Origin of the sequence: Paenibacillus sp. FSL M7-0134 (genome assembly GCF_038007865.1) — a bacterium.
Lineage (GTDB): Bacteria > Bacillota > Bacilli > Paenibacillales > Paenibacillaceae > Paenibacillus > Paenibacillus polymyxa_B.
Genome location: NZ_JBBOXV010000001.1, coordinates 13,883 through 27,809 on the forward strand (window position 1 = coordinate 13,883; position 13,927 = coordinate 27,809).

Annotated in this window: 18 protein-coding genes; 7 read left to right on the top strand and 11 right to left on the bottom strand. The window is 45.3% G+C overall.

The genetic code is table 11. The annotated features are described in order from the left end of the window. The first annotated feature begins 84 nt into the window (after positions 1 to 84). Positions 85 to 408, top strand: coding sequence for a hypothetical protein (locus NSQ58_RS00080; protein WP_023990260.1), 324 nt, complete (start codon positions 85 to 87; stop codon positions 406 to 408). 81 nt (positions 409 to 489) lie between these two features. On the opposite strand, the gene NSQ58_RS00085 is transcribed toward NSQ58_RS00080, so the two are convergent. Further along, complete coding sequence (locus tag NSQ58_RS00085) at positions 490 to 1,704, bottom strand: class I SAM-dependent methyltransferase (protein WP_341056679.1); 1,215 nt, start codon at positions 1,702 to 1,704, stop codon at positions 490 to 492. Beyond that, positions 1,691 to 2,347, bottom strand: coding sequence for a DUF6483 family protein (locus tag NSQ58_RS00090; RefSeq protein ID WP_069080833.1), 657 nt, complete (start codon positions 2,345 to 2,347; stop codon positions 1,691 to 1,693). The genes NSQ58_RS00085 and NSQ58_RS00090 overlap by 14 nt, the downstream gene beginning before the upstream one ends. Positions 2,348 to 2,744: 397 nt before the next feature. Between NSQ58_RS00090 and NSQ58_RS00095 the strand changes: the two genes are divergently transcribed. Further along, a complete protein-coding gene (locus NSQ58_RS00095) occupies positions 2,745 to 3,311 on the top strand; it encodes a pyridoxamine 5'-phosphate oxidase family protein (protein ID WP_053326079.1) in 567 nt (188 codons plus the stop codon). 95 nt (positions 3,312 to 3,406) lie between these two features. On the opposite strand, the gene NSQ58_RS00100 is transcribed toward NSQ58_RS00095, so the two are convergent. Beyond that, complete coding sequence (locus NSQ58_RS00100; RefSeq protein WP_023990264.1) at positions 3,407 to 4,201, bottom strand: alpha/beta fold hydrolase; 795 nt, start codon at positions 4,199 to 4,201, stop codon at positions 3,407 to 3,409. 89 nt (positions 4,202 to 4,290) lie between these two features. Then, on the bottom strand, positions 4,291 to 4,881 hold the full coding sequence (gene yyaC, locus NSQ58_RS00105; protein WP_053326611.1) for a spore protease YyaC: 591 nt from the start codon (positions 4,879 to 4,881) through the stop codon (positions 4,291 to 4,293). 120 nt (positions 4,882 to 5,001) lie between these two features. Between yyaC and NSQ58_RS00110 the strand changes: the two genes are divergently transcribed. Next, positions 5,002 to 5,229: a DUF1128 domain-containing protein gene (locus NSQ58_RS00110; RefSeq protein ID WP_013373034.1), complete on the top strand. Its 228-nt coding sequence runs from the start codon at positions 5,002 to 5,004 to the stop codon at positions 5,227 to 5,229. A 192-nt stretch (positions 5,230 to 5,421) separates the two neighbouring features. On the opposite strand, the gene NSQ58_RS00115 is transcribed toward NSQ58_RS00110, so the two are convergent. After that, on the bottom strand, positions 5,422 to 6,141 hold the full coding sequence (locus NSQ58_RS00115; RefSeq protein WP_341056680.1) for a pirin family protein: 720 nt from the start codon (positions 6,139 to 6,141) through the stop codon (positions 5,422 to 5,424). Positions 6,142 to 6,372: 231 nt separating this feature from the next. Between NSQ58_RS00115 and NSQ58_RS00120 the strand changes: the two genes are divergently transcribed. The 4 genes from NSQ58_RS00120 to NSQ58_RS00135 all read left to right on the top strand — a co-directional run bounded on the left by NSQ58_RS00120 (position 6,373) and on the right by NSQ58_RS00135 (position 8,493). Then, complete coding sequence (locus tag NSQ58_RS00120) at positions 6,373 to 7,077, top strand: phosphatase PAP2 family protein (RefSeq protein WP_160789559.1); 705 nt, start codon at positions 6,373 to 6,375, stop codon at positions 7,075 to 7,077. A gap of 137 nt (positions 7,078 to 7,214) precedes the next feature. Beyond that, positions 7,215 to 7,472, top strand: coding sequence for a GlsB/YeaQ/YmgE family stress response membrane protein (locus tag NSQ58_RS00125; protein ID WP_013311925.1), 258 nt, complete (start codon positions 7,215 to 7,217; stop codon positions 7,470 to 7,472). A 50-nt stretch (positions 7,473 to 7,522) separates the two neighbouring features. Continuing rightward, complete coding sequence (locus NSQ58_RS00130) at positions 7,523 to 7,924, top strand: YtxH domain-containing protein (RefSeq protein WP_023990268.1); 402 nt, start codon at positions 7,523 to 7,525, stop codon at positions 7,922 to 7,924. A 92-nt stretch (positions 7,925 to 8,016) separates the two neighbouring features. Continuing rightward, positions 8,017 to 8,493, top strand: coding sequence for a DUF5665 domain-containing protein (locus tag NSQ58_RS00135; protein ID WP_053326083.1), 477 nt, complete (start codon positions 8,017 to 8,019; stop codon positions 8,491 to 8,493). A gap of 115 nt (positions 8,494 to 8,608) precedes the next feature. Here NSQ58_RS00135 and NSQ58_RS00140 read toward each other — a convergent pair whose 3' ends face one another. The 6 genes from NSQ58_RS00140 to NSQ58_RS00165 all read right to left on the bottom strand — a co-directional run bounded on the left by NSQ58_RS00140 (position 8,609) and on the right by NSQ58_RS00165 (position 13,927). After that, a complete protein-coding gene (locus NSQ58_RS00140; RefSeq protein ID WP_053326084.1) occupies positions 8,609 to 9,568 on the bottom strand; it encodes a magnesium transporter CorA family protein in 960 nt (319 codons plus the stop codon). A 120-nt stretch (positions 9,569 to 9,688) separates the two neighbouring features. Then, the gene (locus tag NSQ58_RS00145; RefSeq protein ID WP_013311929.1) at positions 9,689 to 10,462 is read right to left on the bottom strand and encodes a sigma-70 family RNA polymerase sigma factor; all 774 of its coding nucleotides are present in this window, start codon (positions 10,460 to 10,462) and stop codon (positions 9,689 to 9,691) included. Further along, positions 10,459 to 10,911 carry an anti-sigma B factor RsbW gene (rsbW, locus tag NSQ58_RS00150; RefSeq protein WP_023990271.1) on the bottom strand — a complete coding sequence of 151 codons (453 nt, stop codon included), beginning with the start codon at positions 10,909 to 10,911 and terminating at the stop codon, positions 10,459 to 10,461. Before rsbW ends, NSQ58_RS00145 begins: the two co-directional genes overlap by 4 nt. A gap of 18 nt (positions 10,912 to 10,929) precedes the next feature. Beyond that, positions 10,930 to 11,268 carry an STAS domain-containing protein gene (locus NSQ58_RS00155; protein ID WP_023990272.1) on the bottom strand — a complete coding sequence of 113 codons (339 nt, stop codon included), beginning with the start codon at positions 11,266 to 11,268 and terminating at the stop codon, positions 10,930 to 10,932. A 99-nt stretch (positions 11,269 to 11,367) separates the two neighbouring features. Beyond that, positions 11,368 to 13,038 carry a response regulator gene (locus tag NSQ58_RS00160; protein ID WP_023990273.1) on the bottom strand — a complete coding sequence of 557 codons (1,671 nt, stop codon included), beginning with the start codon at positions 13,036 to 13,038 and terminating at the stop codon, positions 11,368 to 11,370. A gap of 19 nt (positions 13,039 to 13,057) precedes the next feature. After that, positions 13,058 to 13,927 (bottom strand): CheR family methyltransferase, encoded by an 870-nt coding sequence (locus NSQ58_RS00165; protein WP_023990274.1) that lies wholly within the window; start codon positions 13,925 to 13,927, stop codon positions 13,058 to 13,060.

A 13,927-nucleotide genomic window follows, 5' to 3' on the forward strand; every position in this document is an offset into this window, starting at 1 on the left:
AGTCGCCACTTCGCCCAAATAGGGAGGTCAGTGACCCCGACCCCTCTGCCCGCATAAGTTGAGAGAGAGAGGAGGGGGTACAATATGCCTCCCGGCAAATTCCCCAAACATGACAATTCACAATCCCGTTTACCCACGGCTCGTGGTATTCGCCGCGCATGTATCAAAGAGTTGTATCGAACCTGCAAACGTCTGCCTGTTCACATTGCTCCTGATCTGGTCAAGCAGGGCGAGGAGCTATACTGCCGCAAGGTCGTCGGACACCTTATCTGGATTGCGGAAAACCATAGTAACCGCAAACTACTATGCGACTGGTGGGACGAAGATGTCAGTGAGGAGCTCGCAGCATTGTGGAAGGTGGATCGCGATGTTTTGTGCACCGCTTTTAGAAGTGCCTATGGTGGATAGATGTTTGCGTACTGCAACTATGAACCGTGAACTACAAAAAAAGTGGAGCCACCCCGCAGTGGCTCCACTTTTACTATATTCCTAGCTGTGTGTCTGCTTTTTCCCTGCTCCATCGGGAAGCAAATCCGCACAAGCGCGTTCCAAATAAGGATCAGCATGAATAAAATCCCGAAATGCTGTGTATTCATGCCACAGAACGGATTGTTCTCCCGCTTGCCCTTTGACGGCACGAATCAGAATGTTTTTAGGTGTATGCTCCATGTCGATAAATTCCAACAGCTGTGTCCGATATCCCATCATATCCAGCAGTTTGGCCCGGATTCCATCCGTTGCCAGTGCTGAAAAACGCTCCTTTAAAATACCATGGGAAAGCAACGGCTCCAATACCGGATTTTCCAGTTGGCTGAACAGCTCATGCTGGCAACACGGAACCGACAAAATGACAGAAGCTCCCCAGCGGACGGCCTTTTCCAGCGCCGCATCCGTTGCAGTATCACAAGCGTGCAAGGTAACAACCATATCCACCTGTTCCAGTTCGTTATAGTCTGCGATATCACCAACCAGAAACTCCAACTGTCGATATTGCAGCTTTTGAGCCAGAACATTACAGGTTTCAATGACATCTGCCTTCAAGTCCAAACCAACGATCTGCAATGGTCGCTTTTGCTGTACAGCCAAATAGTGATACAGCGCAAAGGTCAAATACGATTTGCCACAGCCAAAATCCACAATCGTCAATGGGCGGCCTACCGGAAGGCTAGGCAATACATCCTGCACCATTTCGAGAAACCGGTTAATTTGACGAAACTTATCATACTTGCGGGCCAGTACCTTACCATCCTCATTCATAATCCCCAGCTCAATCAGGAAAGGAATTCGTTCCCCTTCTTCGAGCACATATTGCTTTTTGCGATTATGAGACAGGTCGGCTTTACTTTTGCTCGGTGACTTTGTCAGAATGGATACTTTATATTTTTTACTGATCAGCACTTGGTAGTCTGCATCCTTGGCGCATAAAAGTCCTTGGCGGAACGTGTCCTCAAACAAGGCAGTCATACGCTCATTAGCTTCGTCAGGGGTCAGATTTTCATGAATGACTTTGTTGCTATAATGAAAAGCAAACTGGTAATGCAGCTTGTTTTTCAATTCTACAGGTTTGATTTGCACTTTAGTAAAAGAAGCATCCTCCCGTTTGCGAAGCTGACTCAGCGTCGCTGTGATGAGGGAGCCTCCCGTGGTCAATTGGTATATAAGTTCGCGCAGTGAATCCAAAAGGTACATCTCACTTTCTTTCATGTAATTGGGTGATCTCGGTCAAACCCTCGGTGACTTCCTGGCGTGAAATTCCACCCAGCTCCAGCTCTGCATTGGTCTTATCCAGTAATTGACTATAAAACGTCTCCGCTTCGGATAGAAGCTCTGGCTGCTCCCATGCCAATCCAAACCAGACATCGGCGGCTTCGTCCAGCCTGTTTTCTCGCTCGTAATGAACAGCCAACAGTTTGCTGGTTTCAGGGGGAAGCTCATATTCACGCACCAGTTTCACGATACACGCTATTCGTTCAGGCAAGACCTGCAGATCACGAGTCGCGCCATTCGTATCGCTGTACAAATATAAATGAAGAGATTTCATCAAGATTCGTATGCCCTCGTCTGTTCTGCTGGTTTCCAGGTAAATCACGGCTTCTTCTTCCAAAATGCGAGCCACCTGCTGAAGCTTATCCGCTTCAATTCCAGGGCCCAATCGGAAAAGCTCAATAATTTGTTCCGGCGGCAATCGTCTGAGCAAATCTGAACGAAGACGAAACTGCTTGTTGAGCAGGTCATCTAGCTGTTTTAGCGCTTCGACGTGTTTATTTTCACGCCTTAGACCGAGCACCGATGCTACTGCGGATGTCAATTCTTCCATCATACTGAGCAAATAATCTTTTCTAAGCAAGCCGTTCCCTTCCTTTCATCCCGATGCCTAGACAACCAGAAACTCTGTCTTCTGATTGTATGACATCCTTGTCTAAAAGCCAAATGCCCCACCATGCAGAAATACCACTCATAACCTTCACCCTCAGTTAATAACATCAATGATCAGGTAGTCAGAATGCTCACGTATGGCAGTGAAATTCCTACGGTACAGTACTTTGTAGCTGATCATGTGAATAGCGAATGATGAGTTTTTTTAAAATCAATATTGCTTCTTTGTTAGTGTCGTGATATTTTTGTTTCATAAGTAACAAAAAAATAATCAGTATATTTAAACATTTCATAAAATAATTCATAATAATTATTTTCTCTTGAAACAAAATTTATATGAATATTTTTGTGAGAAAGGATGATGGAGTTTGGGTAAACAATTTAGCTCGATATTACCGGAACATCAAGAGTTTATACAGCGGCAGCACATTTTCTTTGTAGGATCAGCACCGCTATCCAAGACAGGGCACGTTAACCTTTCCCCCAAGGGATATGATTCCTTTCGTATTCTATCGGACCAAAGGGTAGCCTATCTCGACTTGGCGGGAAGCGGCAACGAGACAAGCGCCCACATTATCGAGAACGGACGGGTAACAATCATGTTTTGTGCATTTGAGGGCGCTCCCAGTGTATTAAAGCTCTATGGCACTGGTACCGTCGCGCTGCCTGATACTAAGCAATGGAATGAGCTGTACCCACTCTTCAACCCGCTTCCCGGTGCAAGACAAATCATTGTTGTGGACATTCACATGGTTCAGAATTCATGTGGTTTTGCGGTTCCCTTCATGACATACACGAGCGAACGGGAAAAGCTGAAGGAAGTCTCAATTCAGATGGGAGAAGAAGCACTTAAAAGATATGCCTATGAGAAAAATTTGGAGAGTATTGACGGTTTGCCGACAGCGTTTGCCTTTAACAAAAGCAACATAAATTAGACACCTTACACTCCTAAAAATAATTGACTACACAAAAAACCAGAACCTTCTGATTATCACCTCAGAAGGTTCCGGTTTTTTGGGCTTCCCTTAGTCTATTTTTTCAAGTTCTGCTCTAAAAATGTCAAGATAGCGTTCGCTAATAACTCCGGTGCTTCGAACAAGCTCATGTGACCTGCTTCCGGTAGGGTAACCTGAGTTACTCCGGCCCGATCTGTTGTAAACGTCCGCGCTGGAGGAACCGCCTGATCCTGCTCACCCGCTACTAAAAGGGCTGGCAATGCAGAAGCCGACAATACATCCCGACGATCAGTACGCTCGCGCATAGCCAGTGATGCTCCTACGGCTCCTTGTGGCGGTGTTTTGTAGCCAATTTCTTTGACTTTCAGTAATTGGCTGGACATCGACTCCACATGATCAGGAGCAAACAGTCCCGGTACGAGTCCATCTACAAAGGTCGTAATCCCCTCCGTTTGGATGGTGGATACAGCCTTATTCCGCTTTTCTTTACCTTCGTCCGTATCTGCATAAGCTGTGGAATGAATCAGTCCAAAGGCTGTAAGGCGCTCTGCATGTCTCTGCACTGCCGAGAGGGCTAGATAGCCTCCTAGTGAGTGACCAAACCAGGCAGCCTGAGGGATGTCCAATTGTTCTTGAAGTTTAAGCACATCATCTGCCATTTGATCAATAGTATAGGCTCCTAGTGGAGCATCGCTGCGTCCGTGTCCACGCAAGTCTGGAACAATACAACGATAGCTTTGGGACAGCAATGGAACAACCTCATCCCAATAGGAGGAGCTTCCGCAAAAACCGTGCAATAAAATGATCGGTTCTCCTTTTCCCTGTTCGGCATAGCAGATCGTCGTTCCTTCGCATAATACCTTTTCCATATGGAACCCTTCCTTCTCTGTATATAATCTATTGGAGCTGAATATATTATTAAGTAGAACAATGCTGATGTATATTATTAAGCAGACCATCAATATCTGAAACGGTAACCCTCTGGAAAATCTTGCGAAGCTGTTTTCAAACCAAATTCATAAGCCGCCGCATTAGCAATATGCGCAGCCATTGTCATGACCAAGTGAAGCGACGTCATTTGGAGTGTCCAATAGGGTTTGGGACTGCGCTCATTCACAATCGCTGCAACACTATAATGACCAACAGACGGCAGAGACAGCCCCACCGATCGCGCAGGAGTTAGCGGTTCACGCGCAATAAGAAACATTCCCGTTGAGCCGTGCTGTCCAAGACATGCATCTATGGCGATCACATGATGATCTTGGGGAATAGTCTCCAAGTATGAAACCAGATGATCCGCATCACAGGGCTCCATCATTGTGCCAATCACATGTGGAAAGCCTTGCTCCTTGAGCATGGTGCCTACCAGTGGCCCGAGTGAATCACCCGACGAGCGATCTGTACCGATGCAAACAAAAGTCAACTTATCTATAGCATGCTGATGATGAATTTCTCGGAAAAACGGCGCGAGTCCATCTCGATCTGTTTTCTTTACATTATGTTCTAAGGACGAGCGACCGGGTGCGGAAGCTCGATTATACAAAGACAACTTTGTCCATCCTCCTTGATTCGGTTGTATATCGGTAATCTGGCTTTCAGTACATTCTACAACAAAAACATGATACAATACAGGCAACTTCCCCTGTTATGAAAGGATGGAAAATTAACGATGGATTTGTCTGTACCGTCTCATGCCAACATTGAGTATATGATTGAAGGTATTAAAACCAAGCTCCGTATGGCGAGTGGTGCTGCTATGCAGGCTTCCGCTTTCTCACTGGAGCAATACGAGGACATCCACGATGTCTATGATATGGTGATAAGCAAGCCTAACCTGAGCATTTCAGAGGTTGAAGCTATTGTTTCTGAACTGGGCAGATTGCGCAAGTCCTCCTGAATTAGCTTATAGGAAGACAGCTTAGCTGTATTACAACCTATCATCATGAGCAACAGCCTTCATGATAGTGGCCCTGTCAGCGTAAAATAAAGCTCGTACCTCCGGTCGTCTCAACAGACGTGCAACGGGATACGAGCTTTATTTTTCGATTGCATATACGCATTTTCATACACTTCTTCATTCAAGGATGCTTCAAGGCAAATCAGCTAACACCAGTTCAGATATATCCTCATTACCTGTAGCTCGTATCTTTAATGTACAGCTTTTTTGAATTCGCGCGGCATCACCAGGCCCTAACTGAAAATCCCCATCCTGGCACGTAACTTCCACATGACCGCTAACTACATAAATGTGGGTACGGCGCTCCTCTTGCTGTGGATATTCAAGCTGCTGTCCTTTCTCCAATCTGCTCAGATACAGATTTATATCCTGCGCGATGGATAACGCTCCCTCCACTTCTGAACCAGACACAACAGGCTGAAGCCGATTTAGGCGTTCACTGTGCTTGAATCTTTGCACCTGATAAGAAGGCTGGATGTCAGGACTCTCAGGTAAAAACCACATTTGCAAAAAGCGAACCGGTCTTTCATCCCCAGTATTTCGCTCTTCATGTTCAATTCCCGTGCCTGCACTCAGAACCTGTATCGAGCCGCTTTTCAAATCCTGCTCATGTCCCAAGCTGTCGCTATGATGCAGTTGGCCTTCAATTACATAGGTGACGATTTCCAAATCGTGATGCGGATGTCTTTTGAAGCCTTGCTGCGGTTCAAGCACGTTATCATTATGGACTAGCATACAACCAAAATGGGCATTGCTCGGATCTTCATAATCGGCAAATGAAAAGCTAAACTCACTATGAATCCATCCTTTATTTGAGGTATGTCTTTCTGCCGATGTCACTATTTTAATCATCCTTAACACCTCCATGGATTCCAGTTCCGTAAAGCAGCCTTGCTTTGTGATAACTATTCCACTTCCGGCCCTGGCATTACAAACGCTGTGATACGATCCCTTTACCCCGGGCTTATATGCCTCAATCAGCCTGTCGTCTCCGTCGGGTTTTGCTCTTAAGTTCATTATTAGTTAAGTTAATAGTACGAAAAATTGAATCTATCACAGCCATAAGGAGGAGATTTATTACATATGCTATCTCATGAACCCCAATCATCCCGTTTCCTACCGAGCTATTTGCGCCGTAGTCTGTATGCATCTATTATCATGATCGCTGTGTTGCTTCTCGTCGCCTACTCTGTGAAATGGATTGGCACAGCTCCTTTTCTATATTGGGATGAACGCATACAGGATGCCATTTTTCCAGACACAGCAGCTGCTCGCTACCAACTGCTAACCATCGCTATATTCATTACATCTTTCGGTTCATTCCACATGTCCTTAATCATCGCCCTCGGTGCTGCCACCTTGTGTTGGGTCAGTCTTCGCTCAAAAGCTTATTCCTTTGCGATCCTAAGCAGCTTTACGGCGATGTGGGTGCTGAATACGCTGATTAAAGAAATTTTGCAACGGGAACGCCCATCACTTCAACATTTGGTTGAAGCCGGGGGCTACAGTTTTCCCAGCGGTCATGCGATGATTTCCATGGGATTTTTCGGAATGATATTTGCCATTTGGGCCATAGAACGAAAGATTCGTGGGCGTTCGCTCTTTCTTCCGTGTGTTCTTGGTACACTACTGATTCTCTTGATTGGATTAAGCCGCGTATATCTAGGCGTTCACTTTCCTACAGATATTGTGGGTGGCTATATTGCAGGTATTATTTGGCTGGTGTTTACCGTTCCTGTGATCTATTGGCGAGCGCGCATGAAGCTTCCTTCCACTCCCCACCAGTAAATGTCCGAGACGGCTTTTTGTTTCACTCCGGGTCACGACGTTTATATACGAAGTAAGCAAGGCTCAGCAATATCGAAGCTCAGCCTTCATTAAAAATGTTATGGTTTTGTGAACTTAGGATAAGGGAGGCGATCCTTGTGTGGGGAATTGTACTAAGTATTGTAATGGCTATTATTATCGGATTGATTGGCGATGCACTGGCTGGTCATGAAATGCCTGGCGGCATTGCGGGCTCTATGATTGCTGGATTTGTAGGAGCTTGGCTAGGTGTCATGCTATTGGGAGACTGGGGCCCGGTCATCGGAGATTTTGCAGTCATTCCAGCCATACTCGGAACCGCATTGTTCGTGTTCTTGCTCGGACTTGTGTCCAGGCTATTAAGAAGGGCTACCTAACATTTATATATATCTTTTATTCTTTAATTCTATAAGAGGAGTGATATAACATGAGTAACATTGACAATCAAAATATGGCAAGTACTTCAGGTTTTGCAAAAGGTTTATTTATTGGAGGTTTGATTGGTGCTGCCGCAGCCCTGCTGTTCGCGCCGAAGCCGGGTCGTGATTTGCGTAGTGATCTGTCTGATAAAATTACAGTTGTCTCCGATAAAACAAAGGACGTGGCATCTGTAGTTAGCAGCAAAGCGACAGATTTGGCCAAAACCGTTTCCACCAAAACAGCAGATGTAGCCAAAACGGTATCCGAGAGCAAAGACAATATCGTTTCCAGCGTAACCAAAGCTTCTGCCGATGTCGCTAATGAAGCGGCCAAAGCGGATAAAGAAGTTATGGATGCAACGGCTCAAGCGGCCAAGGATACACAGAAACAATTGAATGCAAATTCCTAATAGCTACACATTCTGATGGCAAAAAAATAAGCCCTACACTGAACAGCCAGCATGCAAGAAGCTGGCTGTTTTTAAATGATAGAAAGGCTGGGATGACAATGAACAAGCCAAATTCCTATGGAGATGATCTTACCGCGAACAACAAAAGAACCTTTCATCCCCTACAGGCTCAAGATCAGCCAGATGAGGTTTCATCCAAGCAGGCTTCTTCCACTCCTGATCATGTTAAAACGCATGATCACGAGAGAGACTTTGATGTAAATGAGCATCCTTTTGAGCTGCGCCATGAGGTCAAGCGGCTTAACAAACGCTTAGATCAAATAGCAGATACGCTCGAAAGAGCAGAGTTCAAAGATATTCTGGAGAACTACTCCAGCACTAAAAGAAGAATTATGAGCAATCTGACCGCAGGGATTGCACGTGGTCTCGGCCTTACGCTGGGTACAGTGGTCATACTCGCCTTGCTCGCTTGGTTGCTCAGTTTCCTGGTACAATTAAATCTTCCGGTCATCGGAGATTTCATCGCCGAATTATTAGGATATATCAAAATGAGCCAAGGTACTAAGTAATTGTTCCTATCTCATTTAAAAACGATCCATCGTAACCGATAATAGACTCCTCAAAGAGCCTCCAGTTACGATGGATCGTTTTTTATTTGTAAATTGTAACAGCTGTAGTCAGCCGCTACAATTTGTTGCGCTTGTTAGCCTTCAATAAGTCTCCTGTCCACCCCTTCATCATCAGCCAGCCGTACATTCCCGCCATACTTAGCAGTGTGGCAATAATCACGGTGGTAAAACCCCAGCCTGTTTTAATCCAAGGCAGATTTTCAAAGTTCATGCCCCATATAGCGCCCACTACAGTTGCTGGTGTAAATACGGCGGTGACAATGGTGAGCGTCTTTGTAATCTCATTCCCCCTAAATGCAGAAATGGCGTCGTCAATGGAGATCAATGTGTCAATTTCCTTTTCATAATGCAGGAAAAGTCCTTCCATCCGAGTAACACGGTAAAGTAACTGCTTGAAAAAACGATTCTCCTCCAGTTTATCCAGATATGCCTCCCGAGAAGCCGTCACCAGCTCTGAAAAGGGAATGAACATATTGCTCCAATACAACAGCTCGAAACGTGCATTCAATATAGAATCCATCAGCGTACGAGCATTCCTTTTCTCCATGTCCTCTTCCAGTCTTCTCAGGTTGATCTCGAACTTATCCATACCTGTATGAAAGTAATGGAGCACGGCTCTCGCCAATACAAACATGCCATCAGCTGCATCCTCACACTGTTCCAGCATTTTTTGGCGTTCCGCGGTGTGCATGATTTCACGGGTATTTTGATCCAGATTTAACGTCACTAACTTCTGATTTAGGACCAGAAAATAAAACTTGTTGCAATTGCGCTGACTGTCGATCTCCTCCTGAACAGAGTAGATCAGCGACCCGTACATTAAGGGCTGATTGCCATCTGGAAAGCGCACAGATATAAAGCTGGATGGAATGTCCTCTACCTTGTCCAGCCATTCTGAGGCTTCTGGGAGCTTCTCCTTCAAATGCTGTATGACCGAATCTTGCCAATTCCCAGCACTGATGTCCCACCATTCCCATCCTCCACGAAAGGAAGAAATCTGTTCAAATGCTGTCATGGATTCCAACCTTCCTCCCAACCTTTTTCGCTTTATAAAAAGGACACGCTTCCCATATCGGAATAACGTGTCCTTACGATGTGACGTCAAATATTTTAAGCCATATAATCTGCCATCTACTCATGAAATAGAGGAATTAGACATAATCTGCTTCAGCTTTTCCGTTGCCCGCTTCTGAATACGGGAAACGCTCATCTGCGATACGCCCAACGTCTGTGCAATCGCACGTTGAGATTGACCGTCCTGAAATGCCAGAAGAAGCACCTTTTGTTCCTGCTCCTTCAGTTGGCTTAAAGCCTGCTGCAAATCCATTCGTTTTTCCACAGTGTCATAATCGTTAGCATCCGAGCTAATGAGCTCGCCTAATGTAGCTGCACTCTCTTCCTGGGATAAAGGCGAGTCCAGTGAAACATAGTGATAGCACTCACGGCCTGCAAGCACCTCAATCGTTTCTTCCACGGTAAGATCCAAATAGGTTGCAATCTCATCCACATTGGGTGAACGTTCCAATTTAACGGTTAGTTCATCAATAGCATGTTGAACAAGCGCACCCTTTTCTTTAATGCGGCGAGGAACCTGGATGTACCAGGATTTGTCGCGCAAATAATTTTTCATATGTCCCAGCATACTTTTCATAGCGTATGGTTCAAATGGGATACCCAAGCTGATATCGTATTGCTGAAGCAGACGTATCAAAGCCATCTGACCGGTCTGATATAAATCCTCGTATAAGTCCGGACGGTTACGGGAGATCTTCCCAGCAGCCATCTTGACCATCGGCTCATACTTACGGATCAGCACGGTAGCAATCTCGTTATCTTTTGTTTGCTGGTACTCCCAGATTAGACCAACGGCTTCATCCATCGACTCCGGGGGAGTTACCTTTTCATTCATACTCTTTCCTCACTTCTGGTCAGTCGCTTTACAAGCACCACTTCGGTGCCTTTTCCTGTCTCATTCAAGATATGGACATCGTCCATAAGCGCCTGCATGAGATAAAAGCCTAATCCGCCTATCTGCGCATCATTCAACTCCTTGTCATGCAAGGATGCGATACGGGACGGGTCCTCCACACGTTCAAAGCTCTCCCCTTCATCTTTGACACGAATGGACAACGAAACTTCATCAAATTCGAATATTACTTCCACGACTCCCCCCTCATGACCATATGCATAAAGGACAGAGTTATTACAGGCTTCCGATACAGCCACTTTCATGTCTTCAATATCCTCATAAGAGAATCCCATTTTCGCGGCAATACCGTATAAATTTAATCTTACAATATCAACAAAGTCAGCAGTTGCCGGCAAATTAAGAACTACTTTTTGAATTTGAGCATTCATTTCTTTTTCTTTCCTTTCCTATTGGGAATTCTCCTGGGGGACAAAGAATTTGGCAATACCGGTCATATCAAACAGCTTTTGAATTTGAGGCGGTACCTCTTGAACAGCAAAGCGAGACTCCATCCCATGCCTTGCTTTTAAAATGGATAACAAGATACCAATCCCCGTGCTGTCAATGTATTTAAGGTCTCTCAAGTTAATAATCAAATCTTGGCTGGACTCCCCCACCAAAGGCTCCATCACCAGACGAAAATCAGGTGCTACCGAAAGATCCAACTCTCCACTCAGATAAACGGTATTTACGCCATCGGTTGTTTCTGTAATTGCATTAAACTTCTCATTTTTATTTGTATTCATAGGCCTACTCTCCCGAAAAAAGATTTCCCTACATACTAACCCATTATACGATCGTTTGAATCACGGTATAACTTTTTAAACACTACCAAATGCCACCATCTAGGCTTCATTGATTTGTTCTTTACCCGGCTGCATTGGAAAATGGTCCGGAGAATGCCGTAGCAACGCCTGTTTTACACTGCTGATTTTAACGGGCTTACTGATATAATCGTTCATCCCAGCTTCAATACATCGAGGCTGAATACCCTCCATCACATTAGCCGTCATGGCGATAATGGCAGGTTGGGATCTTCCCGCCAATTGCTCACGCACTCTACCCGTACACTCCAGACCGTCCATCACAGGCATCTGCAAGTCCATAAAGATATAGTCATAGTCCTGATTCGCCATGACCATATCAAGCGCCTGTTGCCCATCTGCTGCCACATCTGAAGCTAAACCGAGCTTATCCAGTATATTAACCATCAGCTTCTGGTTAATCGGATGATCATCTACGACCAGTACAGGTTTACGGCTTGGAGATTCCCGATGTGGAATTTCCCAGTCGTGGCTGGACTCCCCCTCCAGTTCATTTTCCTGAGCAAAGCCAAGCTTCATTGTAAAATGAAACGTCACGCCCTGTTCTCCGCTCGTATCTACACGGATATCTCCGCCCATCATATTCACTAAGGTTTTACAAATGGCGAGTCCTAACCCGGTTCCACCATATTTACGCGTCATTGAAGAATCCAGTTGGGAAAAGGGCTGAAACAGCCTTCCAACCTTAGCGGGATCAATACCAATGCCTGTATCCTTCACAGAAAACTCAACGGTAAGTCCATTGTCGCTTTGCTCTTTGACAGATGCGAAGACATACACCCCGCCCCGGTCTGTAAATTTGACGGCATTGGATACCAGGTTAATCAATACTTGACGCAATCTTCCCATATCTCCATATAACACAGGAGGCATCTGTTCATCGAGGAAATAAACCAGTTCCAAGTTCTTTCGGTTCACCTCTACCGTAAATAGGCTGAAAACTTCCTTGATACAGGAAACCAGATCAAAAGGATATTCCTCTACCTCCATTTTGCCTGACTCCAGCTTAGTGAAGTCCAGAATATCATTAATGACTGCTACCAGCGCGTCTGCACTACGACGGATGATATCGGCATATTCCTGTTGGTCACTTTGCAGCTCCGTCTCCATCAGCAAATCAATCATGCCAATGACGCCGTTCATAGGTGTGCGGATCTCATGGCTCATCATCGCCAGAAATTCCGTTTTGGCATTGGCAGCAATCTCTGCTGCCTCCTTGGCGGCAATCAGTTCGCTGTTCATCTTCTCCAGCTGCTGGGTCTTCTGATGAAGCAGCATGGACTGTGTCTTCAAGCGCTTGTTTGTCAGATACATTTGCACGAAGCCTTCAATTTTGGACTTGAGAATTTGAGGGATGAACGGCTTTACCATATAATCAATACCGCCCGCTGAATACCCCGCAAATAAATGCTCCGCTTCCTTGCTGTTAGCTGAAATAAAGATAATCGGAATATCCTTCGTTTTCTCTCTGGCCTTGATTAACTTTGCGGTCTCAATTCCATCCATACCCGGCATCTGCACATCCAGGACTACGATTGCAAATTCATCTTTTAATAGACATCGCAGCGCTTCTTCCCCGGATGTGGCCTTTACCAAATTATATTGTTCACTCTCCAGCACCGCCTCAAGAGCGAGCAGGTTCTCAGGTCTGTCATCTACCAGCAATATATGAATCGGTTCATGAAGCCCCATGGAATCCTCCTAAGCATCTCTATTTGATCTTCCGGTAAATTTTTTCTATCCGGTCCAGCGGCTCGTAGGAATCACTATAATCGGTAAAATGTATGGATTCCTTGGCCCCAAGCACCAACACACCAAAATGACTCAAGCTATCATAAAACAACCCATGCACGTGGTTGCGAAGTTCGTCGTTAAAATAGATCATGACATTCCGGCAAAAAATAACATTGAACTCGTTAAAGGACCGGTCAGTCGCTAAGTTGTGCTCCGCAAAAATAATATTTTTCCGTAAAAAAGGATGAAACATCACTGAATCATACTTGGCTGTATAATATTCAGAGAACGATTGCGTGCCCCCGGACTCCAAATAATTTTTGGTATACAGCTTCATTCTGTCGATCCCGTATACGCCTTCCTTCGCCTGCTGTAAAGACAGGTTATTCATATCCGTCGCATAAATGCGGGCCTTATCATATAAGCCTTCTTCATGCAGCAAGATCGCCATAGAATATACTTCCTCACCTGTGGAGCAACCTGCATGCCATATTCGAATGTACGGATACGTTCGCAAAATAGGAATGATTTTCTGCCTAAAATTCAGAAACAGCTCCGGGTCACGGAACATCTCGGTCACCGGAATGGAAAGGCTTTGCACCAGTCTATCGAAGGCGCTGCGATCATGCAGCACCTTCTCCTGAAGTCCTGATATCGTGCTTACATTCTCGGACTGCGCATGATAATAAACACGCCGCTTAATCGATGGCAGAGCGTAGTTACGAAAATCGTAGCCGTACAGCCGATGTATACCTTCCAGCAACAGCTCAATCTCAATCAATTCCCGCTCAGTATCATTCGATTTCACTTCATTAGCAGCATTATCCGCCATATCCTTAGATGTCAT